Source organism: Xenorhabdus sp. PB62.4 (assembly GCF_014467285.1).
Classification (GTDB): domain Bacteria; phylum Pseudomonadota; class Gammaproteobacteria; order Enterobacterales; family Enterobacteriaceae; genus Xenorhabdus.
Genome location: NZ_NKHR01000001.1, coordinates 401,989 through 423,843, shown reverse-complemented (window position 1 = coordinate 423,843; position 21,855 = coordinate 401,989). Strand labels below are relative to the sequence as shown.

The 21,855-nt window shown below is 44.5% G+C and carries 22 protein-coding genes and 1 tRNA gene; 17 read left to right on the top strand and 6 right to left on the bottom strand.

Features of this window, described 5'->3' with window-relative positions; all coding sequences use genetic code 11:
- The first annotated feature begins 113 nt into the window (after positions 1 to 113).
- Entirely contained in the window at positions 114 to 296 is a 183-nt protein-coding gene (locus Xenpb_RS19840; protein ID WP_255522993.1) for an AlpA family transcriptional regulator, read from the top strand.
- Positions 297 to 364: 68 nt separating this feature from the next.
- Here the strand turns inward: Xenpb_RS19840 and Xenpb_RS01830 are convergent.
- A tRNA-Arg gene (locus Xenpb_RS01830) sits at positions 365 to 441 on the bottom strand.
- A gap of 193 nt (positions 442 to 634) precedes the next feature.
- On the opposite strand from Xenpb_RS01830, the gene folD reads away from it, so the two are divergent.
- From folD to sra, 3 genes are all read left to right on the top strand, one after another.
- Positions 635 to 1,510, top strand: coding sequence for a bifunctional methylenetetrahydrofolate dehydrogenase/methenyltetrahydrofolate cyclohydrolase FolD (gene folD / locus Xenpb_RS01825; protein WP_187652815.1), 876 nt, complete (start codon positions 635 to 637; stop codon positions 1,508 to 1,510).
- Positions 1,510 to 1,722, top strand: a complete 213-nt coding sequence (gene ybcJ / locus Xenpb_RS01820) for a ribosome-associated protein YbcJ (protein WP_187652814.1) — start codon at positions 1,510 to 1,512, stop codon at positions 1,720 to 1,722. The genes folD and ybcJ overlap by 1 nt, the downstream gene beginning before the upstream one ends.
- A 497-nt stretch (positions 1,723 to 2,219) precedes the next feature.
- Positions 2,220 to 2,456 carry a stationary-phase-induced ribosome-associated protein gene (gene sra / locus Xenpb_RS01815; protein WP_187652813.1) on the top strand — a complete coding sequence of 79 codons (237 nt, stop codon included), beginning with the start codon at positions 2,220 to 2,222 and terminating at the stop codon, positions 2,454 to 2,456.
- Positions 2,457 to 2,588: 132 nt separating this feature from the next.
- On the opposite strand, the gene cysS is transcribed toward sra, so the two are convergent.
- Positions 2,589 to 3,971 (bottom strand): cysteine--tRNA ligase, encoded by a 1,383-nt coding sequence (gene cysS / locus Xenpb_RS01810; protein ID WP_187652812.1) that lies wholly within the window; start codon positions 3,969 to 3,971, stop codon positions 2,589 to 2,591.
- A 291-nt stretch (positions 3,972 to 4,262) separates the two neighbouring features.
- On the opposite strand from cysS, the gene ppiB reads away from it, so the two are divergent.
- The 4 genes from ppiB to purK all read left to right on the top strand — a co-directional run bounded on the left by ppiB (position 4,263) and on the right by purK (position 7,296).
- Positions 4,263 to 4,757, top strand: a complete 495-nt coding sequence (gene ppiB / locus Xenpb_RS01805; protein WP_099114867.1) for a peptidylprolyl isomerase B — start codon at positions 4,263 to 4,265, stop codon at positions 4,755 to 4,757.
- Between the two features lie 62 nt (positions 4,758 to 4,819).
- The gene (locus Xenpb_RS01800; protein WP_187652811.1) at positions 4,820 to 5,542 is read left to right on the top strand and encodes a UDP-2,3-diacylglucosamine diphosphatase; all 723 of its coding nucleotides are present in this window, start codon (positions 4,820 to 4,822) and stop codon (positions 5,540 to 5,542) included.
- Positions 5,543 to 5,707: 165 nt separating this feature from the next.
- Complete coding sequence (purE, locus tag Xenpb_RS01795; RefSeq protein ID WP_255522999.1) at positions 5,708 to 6,232, top strand: 5-(carboxyamino)imidazole ribonucleotide mutase; 525 nt, start codon at positions 5,708 to 5,710, stop codon at positions 6,230 to 6,232.
- Positions 6,229 to 7,296 (top strand): 5-(carboxyamino)imidazole ribonucleotide synthase, encoded by a 1,068-nt coding sequence (gene purK / locus Xenpb_RS01790; RefSeq protein WP_187652809.1) that lies wholly within the window; start codon positions 6,229 to 6,231, stop codon positions 7,294 to 7,296. Before purE ends, purK begins: the two co-directional genes overlap by 4 nt.
- A gap of 101 nt (positions 7,297 to 7,397) precedes the next feature.
- Here the strand turns inward: purK and Xenpb_RS01785 are convergent, their stop codons facing one another.
- Positions 7,398 to 7,742 carry a hypothetical protein gene (locus Xenpb_RS01785; protein WP_255522992.1) on the bottom strand — a complete coding sequence of 115 codons (345 nt, stop codon included), beginning with the start codon at positions 7,740 to 7,742 and terminating at the stop codon, positions 7,398 to 7,400.
- A 337-nt stretch (positions 7,743 to 8,079) separates the two neighbouring features.
- On the opposite strand from Xenpb_RS01785, the gene Xenpb_RS01780 reads away from it, so the two are divergent.
- The 3 genes from Xenpb_RS01780 to Xenpb_RS01770 are packed head-to-tail and all read left to right on the top strand — an operon-like array spanning position 8,080 to position 11,297.
- Complete coding sequence (locus Xenpb_RS01780; protein WP_255522991.1) at positions 8,080 to 8,868, top strand: outer membrane protein OmpK; 789 nt, start codon at positions 8,080 to 8,082, stop codon at positions 8,866 to 8,868.
- A gap of 54 nt (positions 8,869 to 8,922) precedes the next feature.
- Positions 8,923 to 10,200: a CynX/NimT family MFS transporter gene (locus Xenpb_RS01775; RefSeq protein WP_187652808.1), complete on the top strand. Its 1,278-nt coding sequence runs from the start codon at positions 8,923 to 8,925 to the stop codon at positions 10,198 to 10,200.
- Between the two features lie 41 nt (positions 10,201 to 10,241).
- A complete protein-coding gene (locus Xenpb_RS01770; protein WP_187652807.1) occupies positions 10,242 to 11,297 on the top strand; it encodes an LLM class flavin-dependent oxidoreductase in 1,056 nt (351 codons plus the stop codon).
- Between the two features lie 89 nt (positions 11,298 to 11,386).
- Here Xenpb_RS01770 and ybbP read toward each other — a convergent pair whose 3' ends face one another.
- Together ybbP and ybbA are read right to left on the bottom strand one after the other, a co-directional pair.
- Entirely contained in the window at positions 11,387 to 13,819 is a 2,433-nt protein-coding gene (gene ybbP, locus Xenpb_RS01765; RefSeq protein ID WP_187652806.1) for a putative ABC transporter permease subunit YbbP, read from the bottom strand.
- On the bottom strand, positions 13,816 to 14,502 hold the full coding sequence (ybbA, locus tag Xenpb_RS01760) for a putative ABC transporter ATP-binding protein YbbA (RefSeq protein WP_187652805.1): 687 nt from the start codon (positions 14,500 to 14,502) through the stop codon (positions 13,816 to 13,818). The genes ybbP and ybbA overlap by 4 nt, the downstream gene beginning before the upstream one ends.
- On the opposite strand from ybbA, the gene tesA reads away from it, so the two are divergent.
- From tesA to Xenpb_RS01735, 5 genes are all read left to right on the top strand, one after another.
- Positions 14,473 to 15,105, top strand: a complete 633-nt coding sequence (tesA, locus tag Xenpb_RS01755; RefSeq protein ID WP_187652848.1) for a multifunctional acyl-CoA thioesterase I/protease I/lysophospholipase L1 — start codon at positions 14,473 to 14,475, stop codon at positions 15,103 to 15,105. The two genes, ybbA and tesA, sit on opposite strands and share 30 nt — an antisense overlap.
- 162 nt (positions 15,106 to 15,267) lie before the next feature.
- Positions 15,268 to 16,044, top strand: coding sequence for an SDR family oxidoreductase (locus Xenpb_RS01750; RefSeq protein ID WP_187652804.1), 777 nt, complete (start codon positions 15,268 to 15,270; stop codon positions 16,042 to 16,044).
- Between the two features lie 91 nt (positions 16,045 to 16,135).
- Positions 16,136 to 17,014 carry a co-chaperone YbbN gene (locus Xenpb_RS01745; RefSeq protein ID WP_187652803.1) on the top strand — a complete coding sequence of 293 codons (879 nt, stop codon included), beginning with the start codon at positions 16,136 to 16,138 and terminating at the stop codon, positions 17,012 to 17,014.
- A gap of 47 nt (positions 17,015 to 17,061) precedes the next feature.
- The gene (locus tag Xenpb_RS01740) at positions 17,062 to 17,991 is read left to right on the top strand and encodes an SPFH domain-containing protein (RefSeq protein ID WP_047964242.1); all 930 of its coding nucleotides are present in this window, start codon (positions 17,062 to 17,064) and stop codon (positions 17,989 to 17,991) included.
- A 2-nt stretch (positions 17,992 to 17,993) separates the two neighbouring features.
- Complete coding sequence (locus Xenpb_RS01735; protein ID WP_187652802.1) at positions 17,994 to 18,449, top strand: NfeD family protein; 456 nt, start codon at positions 17,994 to 17,996, stop codon at positions 18,447 to 18,449.
- Here the strand turns inward: Xenpb_RS01735 and cueR are convergent.
- Positions 18,446 to 18,850 carry a Cu(I)-responsive transcriptional regulator gene (gene cueR / locus Xenpb_RS01730; protein ID WP_187652801.1) on the bottom strand — a complete coding sequence of 135 codons (405 nt, stop codon included), beginning with the start codon at positions 18,848 to 18,850 and terminating at the stop codon, positions 18,446 to 18,448. The genes Xenpb_RS01735 and cueR overlap by 4 nt on opposite strands.
- A gap of 79 nt (positions 18,851 to 18,929) precedes the next feature.
- On the opposite strand from cueR, the gene copA reads away from it, so the two are divergent.
- Positions 18,930 to 21,719 carry a copper-exporting P-type ATPase CopA gene (copA, locus tag Xenpb_RS01725; protein WP_187652800.1) on the top strand — a complete coding sequence of 930 codons (2,790 nt, stop codon included), beginning with the start codon at positions 18,930 to 18,932 and terminating at the stop codon, positions 21,717 to 21,719.
- The last annotated feature ends 136 nt before the right edge of the window (positions 21,720 to 21,855 follow it).

Here is a 21,855-nt window from a genome sequence, read left to right as displayed (position 1 = left end):
CCTCAGCACTGAGCTGGAATACACCATTTTTGGGTGATAGATGGGAAAATAGCCACTGAAAAAGTGGTCAGGTTGGCTTTGGCAAGCAATTATCAAAAAGGAAATAGTAAATAATGGCAACGAGATACATTAGTCTTAAAGAAATGTGCAAATTGGTAGGAAAGAGCCATCCTACTTTGTGGCGGATGTGGGCAAAGAGAAACGAATTCCCAAAACCATCAAAGACGGAAAGCGGGATTTTTTTGGGCTGGCCCGAAGAAGTTTATGAAAAGTGGGTTAGAGATAAAAATTCTTAAGACACCCATTAGAACACCTGCATTTCTTACAGCATTTAAAAAAATATTGATAACTCATTGATTTTAAATGGTACGCCCTACAGGATTCGAACCTGTGACCTACGGCTTAGAAGGCCGTTGCTCTATCCAGCTGAGCTAAGGGCGCATTTTGTGCGATATGTAAATAAGAAACATCATTAATGCGTTGATGCAGCACCGGATTATACGGGCATAATGGCCTGAGTCAATGCCCTTTTCGTTCGTATGTTCATTTTATGACTATTAATAAAACTGACAGACGGTTTATGTTCTGACAAAATAGCCCCTATTCCTATACTTGATGATGGAATCTTAAATACATGTCAGCAAAAATTATTGATGGGAAAACGATTGCGCAGACAATCAGAAGTGAAGTTGCAGAAAGAGTTAAACAGCGTGTAGCTGCCGGAAAACGAGCGCCGGGTCTTGCCGTCGTTTTAGTTGGAGAAAACCCTGCATCTCAGATTTATGTCGCAAGCAAGCGCCGGGCCTGTGAAGAAGTCGGCTTTATGTCCCGCTCTTATGACCTGCCTGATACCACCAGCGAAGCCGAATTACTCTCCCTGATCGATAACCTGAACACCGATACTGAAATCGACGGTATTTTGGTTCAACTTCCTTTACCTGCCGGCATTGATAATGTCAAAGTACTGGAACGTATTCATCCCGATAAGGATGTTGATGGTTTCCATCCCTATAATATTGGCCGTCTGTGCCAACGAGCGCCGAAGCTGCGCCCTTGTACCCCCCGTGGGATTGTTACGCTGCTCGAGCGCTGCAATATCAATACGTATGGCCTAAATGCCGTTATTATCGGCGCTTCTAATATCGTTGGGCGCCCAATGAGCCTTGAGTTGCTATTGGCTGGCTGTACAACGACGGTCACTCATCGCTTTACCAAAAATTTACGCCAGCATGTTGAACAAGCAGATTTACTGGTCGTGGCTGTCGGTAAACCGAATTTTATTCCCGGTGAATGGATTAAACCAGACGCGATTGTGATTGATGTTGGTATTAATCGGCTGGAAAATGGCAAAGTCATTGGTGATGTAGATTTCGATAACGCATCGGAACGCGCTAGCTGGATCTCCCCTGTTCCGGGCGGTGTTGGCCCAATGACTGTTGCAACATTGATTCAAAATACCTTGCAGGCTTGCGAGGAATACCATGATGTAGGTACAACTGAAGGATACTGATGGAAATTTTTTATTTAGATAATCACCCTTATGTCGAATTATGCGACCTGCTGAAATTACAAGGGTGGTGCGAAAGTGGTGCAGCAGCAAAGGCCATGATTGCAGAAGGTTTGGTTCAGGTTGATAGTCAACTTGAGACGCGCAAGCGCTGCAAAATTACTGCGGGTAAAGTTGTAACCTTTAATGGTGAATCTGTTCGCGTTGAAGAGTAACTTAGTGGGTAAAGATTACCACTAATATTTTTTCGAAAAAAGCACCTGAATTTATACATTTCAGGTGCTTTTTTTCATGCTATAAACGGCAATGATTTTTTTATCATCCTGATTTACAAATTAATATATTAGAAAAAATCAAAAGAATACCAAGAAAAGATCCTGAAAATATCAGGCTAAGAATAAATACAAGAGAAATACTATTATTGGGAGAATCACAGTGTAAAACTTCAAAAACTATTTAACAATATTAAGGAGCTGTTAAATAAATATAATATTAATAATATAAGGCCTTGCTGTTGCTATCTGGAAGAAACAGGATTCGCTCAAAAATAAGCATTATGGTATTGATGTTACTGGCAATAGATTTATCTGGTTTTATCCACAAAATATGTGATGCTGACGATATCTTGATAAACAATCATACCAACAATGTTTTGATTTTCTAATAAGTTGCTATACTGGGAAGCTTACGTACAACTGAAACGGGGTTAATTATGTTAAGTAATCGAGCTGCAAGAAGGTTGTTGGGTATGTCTTATAAATTAAGTAACTCTAAACGTAGGGTGACAATTTCTCTTCTTAATCTTGCTTCCAGTGATAGCACACATCAAGTACCAGAACATCTAAATAATGCTTCTTTTGTTGCCATGAAACGGAACTCCGTTTCTGGAAAAACCACGTATCACACTGGAAATGCTTTCTATCCTGAGTATCTGAATACTCATCGATAAATCTGACGTTTTTATTCCGCTCATGTATTGCAAATAAAAATATTGCTGTAAAGACGTAAATTCAAAAAAATTGAACCGCCCATATCAAGGGCGGTTCTGAGATATAACAACGTTCAATCAATCAAAAATCGATTACTTACGACGCCAGGTTGTTCCCTGTGGACCATCTTCCAGCTCAATGCCCATTTCATTCAACTGATCACGCGCCGCATCTGCCAATGCCCACGCTTTGTTCTTACGGGCATCGTTACGTTGTTTGATGAGTGCTTCGATTTTAGCTACGTCATCGTCCGCTTGCGCGCCGCCCTGCAAGAAGTGTTCAGGATCTTGTTCCAAAAGACCAAGAATTCCCGCCAGCTTACGCAATTCAGCCGCCAGACCATTTGCCGCTGCAACGTCTTCTGCCTTCAGGCGGTTGAGCTCACGAACCATATCAAACAGGACTGAATACGCTTCTGGTGTATTAAAATCATCATTCATCGCTTCAGTAAAACGAGCTTCAAATGCTTCTCCACCAGCCGGTTGAGCGGTTTTATCTGTACCGCGCAGAGCAGTATACAAACGCTCAAGGGAAGTACGAGCCTGTTTCAGGTTTTCTTCTGTGTAGTTCAATTGGCTACGATAATGACCAGACAGCAAGAAATAACGCACAGTTTCAGCGTCGTAATATCCCAGCACATCGCGGATAGTAAAGAAGTTGTTCAAAGATTTGGACATCTTCTCTTTATCCACCATGACCATGCCAGAGTGCATCCAGTAATTAACGTAAGGGCCGTCATGAGCACAGGTGGATTGTGCGATTTCGTTTTCATGGTGCGGGAACATCAAATCAGAACCGCCGCCGTGAATATCAAAATGGTGACCAAGAGTTTTGCCGTTCATGGCAGAACATTCAATATGCCAACCCGGACGACCCGCTCCCCACGGAGATTCCCAGCTAGGCTCACCCGGCTTGGACATTTTCCACAACACAAAATCCATTGGATTACGTTTTACATCTGCGACTTCAACACGCGCTCCAGCTTGTAATTGTCCCAGATCCTGGCGGGAAAGCAAGCCGTAATCAGGATTGGTATCAATGGAGAACATCACATCGCCATTAGCCGCAACATAAGCGTGTCCACGTTGAATCAGCTCTGACGCGATTTCAATAATCTCTGCGATATGTTGCGTGGCACGAGGCTCTAAATCCGGGCGTAGAATATTCAGCGCGTCAAAATCGCTGTGCATTTCTGCCAGCATGCGTGTGGTCAAATCGTCACAGCTTTCATTATTTTCAATTGCACGTTTGATGATTTTATCATCCACGTCAGTGACGTTACGGACATAGGTGAGATCGTATCCCATATAACGCAGATAACGGGCAATGACATCAAATGCAACAAACGTTCTGCCATGACCAATATGACACAAATCATAAATGGTAATGCCACACACGTACATGCCCACTTTCCCTTCATGAATCGGCTTAAATTCTTCTTTTTGGCGGCTGAGAGTATTGAAAATTTTTAGCATCAGGGGGTTTTCCGTAAAAATTGATGTACGTGTATTAAAGATGTACGTGTATAAAATAGAATGAATTCGCTGATTATAGGCCTCTTTATCAGCGATATAAATAAACCAGAATATAGAGAAGCCAGGCAAAGTATTTCACCTTGATATGCAAAGCTTTGCAAGTGCCGCAAATCACCTTATTCTGATGTGATTTCAGAGTACTGACTCAAAATCTCATATATGATATAACTGCGGTTGTTCCGAACCCCCTAGAATACAGGGTCAATCAAAACTATTATTAGGATTTTTATTATGGTGACTTTCCACACCAACTTTGGCGATATCGTGATCAATACTTTCGCGGATAAAGCGCCGGTAACTGTTGAGAACTTCTTAAATTACTGCTCTGAAGGCTTTTATGACAACACAATTTTTCATCGTGTGATCAATGGCTTTATGATTCAAGGCGGTGGCTTTGAACCAGGTATGAAGCAGAAAGTAACAAAAGATCCTATCAAGAACGAAGCAAACAATGGCGTAAAAAACAGCCGTGGTACCCTTGCAATGGCGCGTACCAATGATCCGCACTCTGCAACTGCTCAGTTTTTCATCAACGTTGTTGATAACGATTTCCTGAACTTCCGTTCAGAACGTCCTGACGGATGGGGTTATTGCGTATTCGCCGAAGTGGTTGAAGGCATGGATGTGGTTGACAAAATCAAAGGCGTTTCCACTGGCCGCAGCGGTATGCACCAAGATGTACCACGTGAAGATGTGATCATTGAACGCGTTACCGTTAGCGAATAATGACTGTTAGATAATAATGACTGTTAGATAATAATAACTGTTAGAGAATAGTTAATCGTTACATGAGTACACTGTTTATTGCAGATCTACATCTCAGTGAGCAAGAACCGGCAATTACTGCCGGTTTTCTTCGTTTTTTGCGTGAAGAAGCAATCCATGCTGAGAGTCTTTATATTCTCGGTGATTTTTTTGATTATTGGATTGGTGATGATGATCCCAACCCTCTACACACTAAAGTTGCCTACGCGCTCAATGAACTGAAACAGAAAGGGATTTCCTGTTATTTCATTCACGGTAATCGTGATTTCTTGCTGGGCTCCCGCTTTGCCAGAGAGAGCGGTTTGATCTTACTGCCACAGGAAAACGTGCTGGAATTGTATGGCAAGCGTATTTTAATTCTGCATGGCGATACACTATGCACAGATGACATCGGTTATCAGCAGTACCGCAAGCGGGTACATACTCCGTGGATACAACGTCTTTTCTTACTTCTTCCTTTATTCATCCGGTTGAAAATCGCTGCCAAAATGCGGGCGGGCAGCCAATACTCCAACACTCAGAAGTCTGAATCCATCATGGATGTCAATCAACAAACCGTTATCGAACACTTTGAAAAACATCAGGCCGATTGGATGATTCACGGACACACGCATCGCCCGGCAATACATGATCTTCAAATCGATAATAAAACGGTGCATCGCGGTGTATTGGGCGCATGGCATCATCACGGTTCAATGTTTAAAGTCACAGAAACATCCATTGAGTTGATATCTTTCCCATTTTGAATTGCGTTATTTATTTTGGAAAAATAGACAAATCAGGTAACGCAAACGTTTTCCTTGTGCAATTCGCGTGATATGATCCGTCGCCTTAAACATCACCTTGTTCTGGTAGACACTCTATACAGGAGCATCTGATTTATGACGGCCAGCTCTGATCCCACAACAGTTATGACTTCTACAACAGAAATAGAGACGCAGCACCACGCCAAAATTGCCATTGTCATGGGTTCAAAAAGTGATTGGGCAACCATGCAACACGCAGCCGATATTTTGACTTCTCTTGATATTCCTTTCCATGTTGAGGTTGTTTCGGCACACCGAACCCCCGATAAACTTTTTCATTTTGCCGAACACGCTAAAGAAAACGGTTTTGATGTGATTATCGCGGGCGCAGGAGGTGCAGCACATTTGCCGGGAATGTTGGCAGCCAAAACCTTAGTGCCTGTGTTTGGGGTTCCGGTGCAAAGCGCCGCTCTCAGTGGTGTCGATAGCCTGTATTCGATCGTTCAAATGCCAAAGGGTATTCCTGTTGGCACACTGGCTATAGGTAAAGCCGGAGCCGCAAACGCAGCCTTGCTGGCAGCCCAAGTGCTGGCTTTACATGATGATGCCCTGTTTCAACGTCTGTCAGGCTGGCGCCAGGCACAAACACAGGATGTTTTGGAGAATCCTGATCCACGGGAGGGCGCATGAAGCCTGTTTGTGTATTGGGTAATGGTCAATTGGGTCGGATGTTACGTCAAGCCGGTGAGCCATTGGGGATTGCAGTTTACCCCGTCGGGTTGGATGCAGAGCCGGAAGCAGTGCCTTATCAGAGCAGTGTGATTACTGCAGAAATCGAACGTTGGCCGGAAACTGCGTTAACTCGCGAGCTGGCACATCATAATGCTTTTATTAATCGCGATATTTTCCCGCAACTGGCAGATCGCTTACCACAAAAACAATTGATGGATACGTTGGGTCTGGCAACAGCCCCCTGGAAACTGCTTTCCGATCCAAGCCAATGGCCACAACTGTTCGCTGAATTAGGTGACTTCATCATCGTTAAGCGCCGGACGGGCGGCTATGATGGACGTGGTCAGTGGCGTATACGGCCGGGTGATGAAGCAGAATTACCACCTGAAATTTATGGTGAGTGTATTGTAGAGAAAGGGATCCCGTTTTCAGGGGAAGTTTCTCTGGTGGGTGCCCGTAATGCCCAAGGGGAATCGGTATTTTATACGCTGACTCACAATCTGCATCAGGAAGGCATTTTGCGTACCAGTGTTGCCTTGCCCGATACGGATAAGCAATTGCAGCAACAAGCAGAAAAAATGCTGGCTACCCTCATGGATCACCTGAATTATATCGGTGTGATGGCGATGGAGTGCTTTATTGTCGGTGATAATTTGTTGATCAACGAACTGGCGCCTCGGGTTCATAATAGTGGTCACTGGACACAAAATGGCGCTTCTATCAGCCAGTTTGAACTTCATTTACGGGCAATTCTGGATCTGCCCATGCCTCAACCAGAAATATTTGCTCCATCCATTATGATCAATCTGATCGGCACAGAGGTAAATCCCGCGTGGCTCAGTTTACCGTTGGTTCGTTTACATTGGTATGAAAAGGAAGTTCGTCCGGTTCGTAAGGTAGGGCATTTGAATTTGGTTCATTCTGATCGGGATACCTTGAAAATGGCATTGCAAATGTTAGCGCCATTATTGCCGGCAGAGTACCAAAGTGGTCTGGAATGGGCACAAAATAAATTAAGTTGATCAGCTTTTCATATTCCATGACAAAGGAATAGCAAAACAATTGTCAGGAAGTGGTAATTATTGCCAATAGTTACCGCTTCCTATTTTTTTATCATCCACTATTATTTTCTTGATAGTGTTCTGGTAAGAGTATCCTCTATATGCCCATAAAGACTGTGCCCGCCATTTTCTTTATTCATCTGATGTGAGCGTTCAATGTTGACCTCATCACCAATCGAAAGAAACTTTAACGTAGTGGTGTCAGCAGTGAAATCGGAAATATCAAAAGAAACGCGATCTCCACTGAATTGGGTGACAGTCAGGCATGTGCCATCAACGGCGACACTGGCGCCGACAGTAACATCATCAAAAAAATGATTGTGATTGCTAACAATCAGCGTACTGAATCCGTTATTTTTATTGAGTGATAATACGCTCTCTTTACCTTGTACAATGCCTGTATACATAATTCCTCTCTTCTGCTAAATATAATGTTATTTCAAACACAATCTTTTTATCACGACTTATGGGTTTTATTTAATGATAATTAAATAATTGTGACATGCTCTTGCTTAATAATATATTCAGTAACACCATGTACTAATTAGCATTAAAACTATATTGGTAATTAAAAAATTAAAAGCAAAGCTATTTTATAAAAATCATTTATTTACTTTTCTTTTTATATGAATAATATTTTTAATCTATTTTGTTTTTTCAGGAATAAAAAAACTTTGACAAAATTACCCTGTTAGCACGATGCTACTGCCCATCGCTCTGCCATAACGTGAAAGGAGAAATCATTTGCAATTTATCAACAAGCTAAAAAACCATATAATTAAAATGGGTTTATTTCCTTCCTTATTGCTATCCATTGCCAATGGCGTTCAAGCAAGTGATTTTGTCAATTTTCAATCAATTGATACCAGCCTCTATTTTCAATTCGAAAACAAAGTTGCTCCCCAGAAAACCATTTCTCCCATTGTAGAAGCCTTTGGTGATTACAAAATCGGCGATATGTATGTCTACAGTATTTGGCAAAACTCACTGCAACATGACTATAAAGGCGATAAAAGCACCTATTACTATAAGTTCGTACCAAGACTCAGTGCCAGTAAAATCACAGGATATGATTTTTCCTATGGCCCATTGAAAGATGTGCTGTTTGCTCAGTGGATTGCTAAAACCAAGAACGTAAAACATGATTATTTTCCCGGTATCAGTCTTGATTGGCAAGTAGGCGGGTTCAGTTGGCTGCGCACTATCTTTTATTTTGAAAATAATGCCAAAGGGAGTTGGGACGATCAGCGCATCCACATTGATTATGGTATTCCTTTCAGCAACCCATTGGGGGATTTCCGCATTGTCGGAACTTTCGACTATACACTAGGGTTAGGCGATAATCCTGAAATGATCGATTTCAAGCCTGAATTGCATTATGACTTGGGAAAAAAATTAGGGTATCAGCCCGGCCATTTATGGACAGGAATGGTTGTGAATCCGGTTAAGAATAAGTACAAAATAAAAGATACATCTGATTTTCGCACGAATCAATTTAGCTACGGGGTGTTTATTCGATACAGCTTTTTCTAATAAACACATAAAATAGTGCCGTTTTTAATGGTTTATATCCTTGATGGGGTCACAATGTCCATTCAACACGACAAATTCGGGCGTACTTATCAGTGGTTTTTGCTGATACTTTTAGGCATGGTCTATTTTTTATCCACAGCAACGACCTTTACGTCATTGGGTGTTGTCTTGCCCAGCATGATTTATGAACTGGGCTGGAGTTGGACGAATGCCGGGCTAGGCTTCACCTTGCTTGGGCTAACTTGCGGGCTATCCAGTTTTTTGCCAACGATATTCATCCGTAAGGCTGGTGTTCGATTTACTTTGTTTATTGGCCTGCTGATTTTTCTGGCCGGTTTCTACAATCTTTATCACACACATGTTATTTCATCATATTTTATTGGTACGGCTTTAATCGGCATCGGTTTTACCTTTTTGGCTACCGTTCCGGGCACTTATGTGATTTCACGGTTATATGAGAAGCAATCTCTTGCTTTTGGCTTCTATTTCACGATTGGTGGATTGGGCGGCGTCATTGGCCCTTGGATCTATTTTCTGGCAACCCGGATTTGGGGGACGTGGCGGATGCACTGGATGATTTCTGCCATTGTACTCACCATTTTCGTTATCCTGACGATTATTACTCTTCGGGAAGGAAAACGGGAAATTGCCCACGCCAAGGCCATAAATCAAAAACATAACAGCCGGGATATCTCCGGTATTTATCGCACTAAGCAGCGCTGGACGGCGCATCAGGCACTGCGGACATGGCAATTCTATGTGATTGCAGCCACTTATACTGCATTTTTATGGTGTGGTATTACCGTCAATAGCTTTGCAGTTGCCCATATTATCGAAAATGGTTTCAGCGAAGCCGTTGCCGCAGGGCTACTGAGCACGATGGCCTTTATTAATGCCTTTTCCCGATTGGCCGGTGGTGCCGTCGGGGAATGGATAGATCCGAAAAAATTACTGATTGGCAGCCTGACTATCATCATTCTTGGCCTGATTGCACTGAGTATCGCTTCTTCATGGCCGTTCTTGATCGCATTTACCCTGTTTGTCGGTATGGGCTACGGGATGACTTTCCTCGCTTCCAGTGTATTGCTGGCTAACTATTTTGGCCGCAAGCCTTATCTGGAACTGTTCTCAATCATGAATGTGATTTCTACACTGGCGTGTCTGGCACCTTTTTTTGCCGGTGCCCTCAAAGATTATTCAGGTAGTTTTACTTCAGCATTCTTAATTATTGCTATCCCCGTACTTGTTGTTCTTGTCGTAACATTGATGATGAAACCGCCTGCTCAGAAAATGAAAAAGCGCTCAATCGAAGACACTCAATTTACTGAATAGGGCCAAAATGAACTGAAACAACAACAAACAAGGAAATAGTGATGTCAAAGAAAGAGTTCGGTGTATTTCTGCCCATCGCCAAAGGTGGGTGGATCATCTCCAAAAACACGCCACCACTGGATGCGTCTTATAAACAAAACCGTGAGGCCGCCATTCTGGCTGACCAGATTGGCCTTGATTTCATTATGTCCATGGGTAAATGGCGTGGATTCGGTGGTGAAACAGATCATTGGGGCTGCTCGCTTGAATCTGTCACAATGATGGCCGGCATTGCCGAAGTGACCCACCGCGCAAAATTGATCGCTACAGTTCATGCCGGGCTACATAATCCGGCAGTCACCGCTAAAATGATCGCCACTCTGGATCATATTAGTCAGGGACGCGCCGGGCTGAATATTGTTTCCGGCTCATTCCGGGATGAATTTGAACAAATGGGTGAGTGGGATGGCAGTTTGGATCATGACCAACGCTATGCCATGACTGAAGAGTGGACTCAGTTGATCAAACGACTTTGGCGTGAAAAACAAGTCACTCATGAAGGCACTTATTTTCATTTAAAACAGTGTGTTTCTGAACCAAAACCGCTTTCCCTTCCGTGTCCTTATTTAGTTTGTGCCGGCCAGTCTGAGCAAGGGCTGCGTTTCAGTGTACGTCACACCGATGTTTGTTTTATCGGAGGCAAGGATGAGGCAGAAACTCGCAATATCAGTTTAACCGCAAAGCGTATCGCCGCCGAATACAACACAACCACCAAAACATTCTGCATGTGTACCGTCATTTGTGCCGAAACCGATGCCTACGCGGAAACCCTTGCCCAGTTCTACCGTCAAGGGTTGGATGTGGAAGCCGTCAAAAATATGATGCGCAGTTTTGGCGTCGATATGGATGGAAAAAGTAACGCGATGGTAGAGCGCTCACAAAATGCCTTTATGACCCATACTGCTATCGGTACGCCAGATACCTGCTACAAGCAACTGGTTGATTTAATCCGCACTTGTGACTTGGATGGTGTTATGTTGATTTTTCCCGATTACATAAAGGGGTTAAAGGTTTTCGGGGACCAGCTCCTGCCTAAATTAAGAGAGGAATTTGCCTGATAGTTTCCAACCAGTTTGCTGATAAACCTCGTTTTTTCAAACGAGGTTTATTTCATCCTTGTTAAGGATAAACCGAAAATATGCAGAAATTATTCAGGCAAGCGCCGATAGTGCCCTTGTCCCCGCAATAACCTGATCCCCAACCAACCGCCACATAATGAAAGCAGTAAGCTGCTGATAATGGGAAGTAAAATCCACATCTGCCATTGTGGTTGCCATGGGAAATTAAAGACTTGGGTTTGCAATAACCAGAGTGCAATTTCTGCACCAAATGCCGCAGCCACCCCCGCCATAAAGCCAAGCAAGGCAAATTCACTCCACAGTGTACGGCGCAGAAGTTTTTTGCTCGCCCCCAATGTGCGGTATACCACCAATTCAAGCTGTCGCTGGCTCATACCGACCTGAATTTGCGCCAGTAATAACAATCCGCCACAAACCATCACCAGAACGACCATGATTTCCAACGCCTTGCTGACTTGCTGCAAGATGCCTTGTATCTGTTTGATTATCGAACCAACATCTAACATGCTGATTGTCGGAAAATGCCGGTTAATCTCTGTCAGCAACCGCCCATTACCTTCATAATGGAAGCTGGTCAGCCACATTGCCGGCTGATTTTCCAATGTCTCTTTAGAGAAGATAAAAAAGAAGTTCGGGTTCACACTTTCCCAATCCACCTTACGAATACTGCTTACCGTAGCATGGAATGTCCGGGTATCACCGGTGAATGAGAGTTTATCTCCCACATTGATTTGCAGCCGTTCAGCAACGCCTTGTTCCATGGAAACTTCGTTTGGCTTCGGTGGCCATGTTCCCTCCACGAGGGTATTAAAAGGCGGTAATTCTGATTTCCATGTTAAGTTCAGTTCGCGACGCACCGTTGTACTATTGGGATGCCTTTCATCAGCCCATTCAATAGCGGATTGACCATTTACTTCCGTCAGACGCGCCAACACCACAGGGTAAAACTCAGTGGGTTTGACCTGATATTTGTTCAACATATCATTAACCTGGGCAATTTGTGGTTTAGTTATGTTAAGCAGGAAATAATTTGGGCTATCAGGCGGCAACTGTTGTTGCCACTGATTCAATAAATCGCCCCTTGCCATAATAAGCAAGGCCAACAGCATAAATGACAGTGAAAATGCAGCCAATTGTGTCATGGTCTGAAATGGGCGGCATAATAGACGATTAACAGCCAAACGCAGGCTTAATTGGCTGAATGTCACGCGACGCAATATCCATAAGCCGACCCATCCCAACAGCGCCAATAATAATGCGATAACGGGTACTCCCGCCAGCAATGACCATAACAGCGGCTTGGTTCCTGCCAGTAAGACCAACCCTCCTGTCACAATCAAGGCGACTACAGGCAGGTAGTAACGCAATGGCCATATAGTCGCAGTTACATCACTTCTCAATACGCGTGAAGGCTGGGTAGCCATTAATTGGCGATAAGGGCGAATTCCCACCAACAAGGCAATACCAAACAAGGTGCCAATCGCCCATATCCACGGCCACATTCCCGCTTCCGGCAACATCTTAGGCAGCATTCCAGCTAAAACCCGAATCAAGGCGGACTCAAAAACCAGACCTAAAACAGAACCCACCACAATCGCTGCCAGCAATATCACCAACCATTGTCCAATAATCCACTGCCGCAAAGCCCAACGCCCTGCTCCCAATGTTTTCAGGATGGCAATTAAATTATGTCGGCTGCGGCAATAATGCGCCATGGAAACCGCCATCGCAGCCACGGCAAGCAATAACGTCAACAAGGCTGATAAGAGTAAAAATTGCTGGGCACGCTCAATAGATTGCGCTAATGCACTATTATCCTGTTTTAGCGTTAACCAACGTTGATCTGCTTTTAATTGCGGATCAACAAATTGTTGGAAGGATTGGATAGCCGGCGGAGGACCCGCAAACATATAGCGATAAGTCAATCGGCTACCTGGTTGGATTGCCCCTGTCGCTTTGGCATCCTCAATATTGATTAAGATTCGGGGAGAAATCTGGAATGGACTAAAGCCACTGTCAGGCTCTTGCAGCAATTCTCCGCTCACTTTTAGTGTGGTATCCCCCACGTCAAGGTTATCCCCGATATTAATACCCAATAATGTCAGCAATTGCGGTGCCACCAGCACAGAACCTTTTTCCGGTTTTAACCCCCGCGGGTAAGTTTCCAGCTCTCCATACAATGGATAACGATCATCAGCCGCTTTCACCTGAGCTAATTGCGGAATATCTCCCGCGTATGTCATGGTGGAAAAAGAGATTTGACGACTCAGTGTCAGCCCTTGATCCTGCGCTCTTTTAAGCCAACCTTCATCAACGGGATACGAGGCCCTTAAGACCAGATCACCCGCCAGAAAGTCACGGCTCTGATAATGCACACTTTGATCAATGCGATCACTAATCCGCCCTAATGCCAACACACAAGCGACTGCCAATGTCAGGGACAGCCAGACAATCAGAAGAGACGGAGTACGCCATTCACGCCAAAACCAGCGCCAAATCATTCTTCCTCCCGCAATTTGCCATCCATCAAACGTAAACGACGCTGACAGCGGGCAGCAAGTTGACTGTCATGGGTCACCAGAATCAAAGTTGTGGCGTAATCATGATTGAGGGAAAACAATAAATCAGCAATGCGATCACCTGTCTGGCGATCAAGATTACCTGTTGGTTCATCAGCAAACAGAATCTTGGGACGGGTACAGAACGCCCGGGCCAAAGCCACCCGCTGCTGTTCTCCGCCTGAAAGTTGGGCTGGCATATGTTTCAGACGTTTTCCCAATCCTAACTGCTCAAGTAATTCGATGGCTTGCTGACGACTTTGATTTTCTGACTCACCACGCAGCAACGCAGGAAGCTGGACATTCTCTAACGCGTTCAAGGTAGGGATCAACATAAACGATTGGAAAACAAAACCGACATTTTCTGCCCTTAATTGCGCCCTCTCTTCTTCATTCATGCGGCTGATATTTTGCCCCAACAGGTGAACCTCTCCCCCGCTACCATCATCCAGTCCGGCAATAATGCCCAAAAGGGTTGATTTGCCCGATCCTGATTCACCAATTAATGCAATTGTCTGCGCTGGCTCGACAACCAACTCAATACCTTGCAATATATTAATTACCTCTTCCCCTTGACCGACATGTTTAGTGAGATGATGAACTTCAAGAATACTTTCTACAGCCATGTATTTTTCCTTTTATTGTTGGTTCTATGCAGCGCCAGAGCGGTGGCGGCTGATACCCTGCTGATATTGGGTGATAGCCTCAGTGCCGGATATCGCCTGCCCGTTGAACATTCATGGCCCAGACTAATGGCAAAGCAATGGCAGCAAGCCGGAAAAAAAACAACCATCGTTAACGGCAGCATCAGCGGTAATACGACAGCACAGGCATTTGAACGTCTGCCTGAATTATTGAAACAGCACAATCCCAAGTGGGTTTTGATAGAGCTTGGTGCAAATGATGGATTGCGTGGTTTTCCCATTAAAAACATAGAGCAAGATTTGCAACAGGGCATTACTTTGATCAAACAAGCCGGCGCGCAACCACTGTTAATGCAGATTCGGATTTCACCTAATTATGGAAAACGTTATACCGAATCCTTTGCAAAAATTTATCCTGCACTGGCTGAACGCAACCAAATTCCTCTGCTACCATTTTTCATGGAGCACGTTGTTATTAAACCAGAATGGATGCAAGACGATGGGCTGCACCCCAACCAATCTGCGCAGCCTTTTATTGCTGATTGGATGTCCAATAAACTGTCGGCATATATCAACCATCCTTAATAGCTTACTCCAAGAGGCTATTTTATTTGTCATTTTGTGCGCAGTCAGTATCCAGGCTATCTGCAACAATAAACGCTTACTGAGAGTAAGCGTTTAATCAAAATATTTCTCAATAGTAAATCATTTATTTCCATAAATTAACGCAGATAAACAGGTAAATTTATGCAAAAAGCTATTCTTATTACAGGGTGTTCCAGTGGGATCGGGTTAGCTGCGGCCAAAACACTCCACCAACGTGGTTACCGTGTGCTTGCAGCTTGCCGCAAGCCGGATGATTTGGCCCATATGCGTAAGTTAGGATTCGAACCGATTGAACTGGATTTAGACGATAAAGAAAGTGTTGAACGTGCAGCCAAGACAGTCATTGAATTCACCAATGGCCGTTTGTTTGGGCTATTCAATAATGGCGGATTCGGCGTTTATGGCCCATTGGAAAGCATTTCCCGTGAACAGATGGAAAAACAATTTTCCACAAATTTTTTTGGTACTCATCAACTTACCTGCTTATTACTGCCAGCCATACGTGCTTATGGCGCAGGACGGATTGTCCAGACCAGTTCTGTTATGGGGCTACTTTCAACGCCTGGGCGTGGGGCCTATGCTGCCAGCAAATATGCCCTCGAAGCATGGTCAGATGCCTTGCGGGGAGAATTAGCAAAAACAGGCATTAAAGTCAGCCTGATAGAACCGGGCCCAATCAATACACGTTTTACGGAGAATGTAAATCAAACGCAGCAGGATAATCCTGTCGAAAATCCAAGCCTTGCTAGCCGTTTTACACTGATGCCTGAAGATGTTGTTTCGAAACTGATTCACGCCCTGGAAAGTCCCAACCCTAAATTACGTTATTCTGTTACATTATTAACTCACGTCGTAAAAGTGTCGCGTCGTATACTCCCGGAAAAATGGCTCGATAAAATTGTACGGTGGCAAAGCTAAGACTAATAAAAGCGAATAGACATTGAAAAACGTACAAACGGGTCTTATTTATTCATGTAATCGCCTAGCAAAGAATCAGAGAGAAACGCCCATGGAACCCACAGTGAATACAAACAATAGTACTGCCTATATCATTAATATTGATGAATTAAATATTGCTCAAATTGTTCAGCACTCACTCACCCAACTCGTCGTATTCTACTTTTGGTCTCCGCAAAATCTGCATTGCCATGAATTAGAAGCGACCCTTGATAAAATTGCACACGAATATGCCGGGCAATTTATTCTGGCTAAAGTCAATTGTGACCAACTTCCTCATTTCGCTGCACAATTTGGGGTACGTGGTTTGCCTACGGTACTGTTTGTGCAAGAAGCACGGCCTGTTCAGGGCTTTGAAGGCATTCAAACAGATGAATCTATCCGAAAAATTTTTTCCCAGCTTCTGATCCAAGAGGAAAAATTACCGTTAGAGCAAGTGGATGATCTTCTTGCCGAAGGCAAAAATCAGGAAGCCTTGTCTTTACTGAAAGAAATTCACAAAGAAGCGCCTCAAGATACTGAGATTACTTTATTGTTAGCCCAAGTGTATCTTTTGCTCAATCACCTCGAAGATGCCCAAAAACTGCTGGATACCATTCCATTAGAAGAGCAAGACGAACGCTATCATACGTTACTTGAACATATTAAGTCCCAGAAAGAGGCCGCAGATTCACCTGAGATTCGACAACTACAGCAAGAGTTGGCGACTCAACCAGAAAATGCAGAACTTGCCATTCAACTTGCCTCAAAATTACACGAAGTCGGTCGTGATGAAGAAGCTCTTGAATTGCTGTTCCGCTTTTTGAAAAAAGATCTTGCGGCTGCCGATGGTGCAGTGAAAAAGACAATGATGGATATTATTTCTGCACTGGGTACCGGGGATGCACTGGCATCTAAATATCGTCGTCATGTATACTCTTTACTCTATTAAGTAAAGAAAACTTATACATTCCATAATTAACGAATAAGGGAATTGTTATGGATTTACTCTCTCTTGGTGCGGTACCAATCCTCATCATTATTGCTGTCGTTATCGTCTTTACCTGTGTGAAGACGGTTCCACAAGGCTATCAATGGACGGTTGAACGCTTTGGGCGTTATACCCGTACATTAACGCCCGGCCTGCATATCATCATGCCGTTTGTTGATCGCATTGGCCGTAGAATCAATATGATGGAACAAGTTCTGGATATTCCATCACAAGAAGTTATTTCTCGCGATAATGCGAACGTGACCATTGATGCAGTCTGCTTTATTCAAGTGGTCGATCCGGTACGGGCGGCTTATGAAGTCAGTAATCTGGAGTTGTCCATTATTAACCTGACTATGACCAACTTCCGTACTGTGTTGGGTTCAATGGAACTGGACGAAATGCTGTCTCAGCGTGATTCCATTAACAGCCGTCTGCTGACAATCGTTGATGAAGCCACCAACCCTTGGGGAGTCAAGATCACCCGTATTGAGATCCGCGATGTGCGTCCACCTAAGGAATTGATCTCTGCGATGAATGCTCAGATGAAAGCTGAGCGTACCAAACGTGCAGATATTCTTGAGGCGGAAGGTATTCGTCAGGCGGCCATTTTGAAAGCGGAAGGGGAAAAGCAATCACAAATCCTGAAAGCAGAGGGTGAACGTCAATCTGCCTTTCTTCAGGCGGAAGCCCGTGAACGTGCCGCAGAAGCAGAAGCACGTGCAACTAAAATGGTTTCTGACGCCATTGCCGATGGTGATATGCAGGCAATTAACTACTTTGTCGCCCAGAAATATACTGATGCCCTCACTAACATTGGTGCAGCAAATAACAGCAAAGTTATTATGATGCCGCTTGAGGCCAGCAATTTGATGGGAGCCATCGGTGGTATTGCTGAATTAATTGGCGAAAGCAAAAAGAGCAAACAGGATAAATAACCATGATTGAACAGATCGCCACTCAGCCAGCTTGGTTCTGGCTCTGTTTTGGTGGACTGCTTCTGATTGCGGAATTGCTAGGAGCGGGGGGATATCTATTGTGGACAGGAACCGCAGCCGTCGTTGTTGCCCTGATCACATGGATTTTCCCTGGTATGGGCTGGGAACTGCAAGGCATTTTGTTTGCTGTTCTGACCTTGCTTTCTGTTATTGCATGGCGTAGCTGGCTACGCCACCGCCCACGCCAAGCGAGTGATAAAGCTCTTAATCAGAAAAATCACCAATTGATTGGCCTGCGTACCCGTTTAATCACGGATACCGAAAACGGCTTTGGGCGAGTCAAACTGGCTGATGGCAGTTGGCGCGTTCACTGTGACCGGGAGCTTCCGGCCAATACCGAAGTTGAAATTATCGCCGTTGACGGAATCACATTAAAGGTGAGACCGATTCCCCATTAACCGTGATGGAAACAGCAGCCAGATAAATGCTCAATGATGGGGCAATCCGCTCCATCATCTCCCGGACATTCAGCCGCCAATACCAGCAACTTTTCCTTTATCTTTTGCAATTCCACAATCGTCTTTTCTATTTCAGCCACTTTTTGTAGAGTTGCTGTTTTTACATCTGCACTGTGACGACTGGGGTTGCGAAATAACCGCAACAATTCGCGACACTCCTCCAGCGTAAATCCAACTGCTTTCGACTGACGCAGGAGTACCAACTCATCAATGTGCTTTTGCTGATAAAAACGATAGCCATTATCTCCCCGCTCCGGCGCAGTAATTAGCTCTTTTTCTTCATAAAACCGGATAGCTTTGCTGGTCAAACCGGTCTTCTGAGCAATTTCACTGATATTCATAATTCCCCCTTGACCTTCCCCTTGCAGGAAGGTTTAGCCTTAATGATAAGTATATCACTCTGTATCAGGAGATAGTGTTATGTCCACAGAAACCATTCTTGCACTTCAAGGCTTAACTTGCACACATTGTGTCGGTACGGTCAAAAAAGCGCTGGAAAAAATAGCCGGTGTTGAACAGGCCGATGTGAGTTTAAATTATGCCAAAGTTATCGGTGATGTCTCATCTGATGTATTAATTGCAGCAATTATCGCCGAAAATTATGCCGCTTCTGTTGCTACGCAACCTGATATTGAATTGCGGCTGTCAGGTTTAAGCTGCATGAGATGTGCAGGTAAAACACAAAAAGCATTAGAAGCTGTCGAAGGTGTCATTGCGACAGAAGTCGATACTCAAACCGCAAAGATCTACGGTAAAGCAGAGAGCAGCGTTTTAATTGATGCCGTCAAACAAGCCGGATACCAGGCCGAATTAGCCACGGCAGTAGCCTTCCCAAAAACTGAGCCGCTGGCAACATCTGTTCCACAAACTCCGGAGTCTTTGGCAGCGGCAACATTTTCCTCCTCAATAAAAGCGTCTCCGGTAAAAGCGTCTCCAATAAAAACAAATGCAATTGAAACAGCACCAATTGAGCATAATAAAATCAACGTCATTGATGATGACAGTGTTCAGCTATTACTGGATGGCATGAGTTGTGCCAGTTGCGTCAGCAAGGTACAAAAAGCACTGCAATCCGTTGATGGTGTAGAGCACGCCAGAGTCAATCTGGCGGAAAGAAGTGCGTTGGTCACAGGCAATGCCTCACCAAATGCCTTGGTTGAAGCGGTCATCAAAGCCGGTTATGGCGCAGAAATCATTCAGGATGAAACAGAACGCCGCGAACGCCAGCAACAAGTTGCGCAAGCCAATATGCACCGTTTTCGCTGGCAATCAGCCTTTGCTTTAATCGTTGGGGTGCCTGTCATGATCTGGGGCATGATGGGTGATAATATGATGCTCACCCCGTCAAACCACGCTACTTGGCTGACGATTGGGCTATTGACACTTGCTGTCATGGTCTTTGCTGGCGGGCATTTTTATCGCAACGCATGGCAAAGCCTGAAAAATGGCAGCGCAACTATGGATACATTGGTAGCCCTCGGTACTGGCGCAGCATGGCTCTATTCGATAAGCGTCAATTTGTGGCCTGAAATCTTCCCTCCACAAGCTCGTCATCTTTATTATGAAGCCAGCGCCATGATCATTGGTTTAATCAACCTTGGACATGCCTTGGAACAACGGGCCCGTCAACGTTCTTCCAAAGCGCTTGAACGATTATTAGATTTAACGCCTCCAACAGCACGTGTGGTCACTACAGAAGGCGAGAAAACACTGCCACTTGCTGATGTTAAACCCAATATGACATTGCGTATGGTAACAGGAGACCGTGTTCCTGTAGATGGTGAAATCATCCAGGGTACGGTTTGGCTGGATGAAGCCATGTTGACCGGAGAACCCATTCCTCAACAAAAATCCATCGGGGATGCTGTACATGCAGGTACCGTTGTTCAGGATGGAACGGTATTGTTTAAAGCCAATGCGGTCGGCAGCCAAACCACGCTGTCACGCATTATTAAATTAGTGCGTCAGGCACAAAGCAGTAAACCAGAAATCGGCCAACTGGCAGATAAAATATCATCAATATTTGTGCCTGTTGTTGTTGCCATCGCCCTGATTGCTGGCGCTATCTGGTACTTTATCGGCCCGGCGCCACAAATCATGTACGCATTGGTCATCGTGACTACGGTGCTGATTATCGCCTGCCCCTGCGCACTTGGGCTGGCAACCCCCATGTCCATCATCTCTGGGGTGGGACGGGCAGCAGAATTAGGTGTGCTGGTGCGTGATGCTGATGCACTGCAACAAGCCAGTCAATTGGATACGATTGTCTTCGATAAAACCGGCACCTTAACCGAAGGTATGCCACAAGTGACAGAAATCCATACCTTTAACGGCTTTACTGAAGAACAAGTATTGGTATGGGCTGGTGCCTTGGAAAATGGTTCAAATCATCCTCTGGCAAAAGCCATTTTAGATAAAGTTGAAGAACAAAAGTTACCTGAAATACAACAGTTCCGCACATTAACGGGACTCGGAGTACGCGGAGAGATAGGTGACACCACTCTGTTATTGGGTAATCAAAAGTTGCTTGAGCAAAATCAGGTTGAAGCAGCAGAATTAAAACCATTAATTGCCGCACAGGCCGGAAAAGGCATCACTCCCGTTATTCTGGCTGTTAATGGGAAAGTCGCCGCCCTATTTTCCATCCGGGATCCCCTGCGTCAAGATACTATTTCTGCCCTGCAACGTTTACACCATCAAGGCTATCGTTTGGTCATGTTGACAGGAGATAACCCAGTGACAGCCAATGCCATTGCTAAAGAGGCCGGGATTGATCAAGTGATTGCCGGTGTCCTGCCTGAGGGCAAAGCAGCAGCCATTCAAGCGCTCCAGGCAGAAGGTAAAAAAGTGGCCATGATCGGTGATGGCATTAATGATGCTCCCGCATTGGCACAGGCAGATGTCGGCATCGCCATGGGCGGAGGCAGTGATATTGCCATTGAAACGGCATCGATTACTCTTATGCGCCATAGTCTGCACGGTGTTGCTGATGCAGTTGAATTATCCAGAGGAACATTGCGCAATATGAAACAGAACCTGTTTGGGGCCTTTGTCTACAATACATTAGGCATCCCAATTGCAGCAGGTATCTTATATCCTTTCACAGGCACATTACTGAATCCTGTCGTTGCAGGTGCAGCCATGGCACTATCTTCAATTACTGTCGTGAGTAATGCCAATCGATTATTGCGCTTCAAGACAAAATCCTGAAATAACATTTAGAAAGTTTTCTCTAACCGATGAAAAGCTAAACATATTGAGTTTGGCTTTTCATCCCGCACTTTTCCCCCTTTCCTGTTAACTCTTAACGAGTTAGCATACCCTTCAATGCCAACCACCGGAGTAT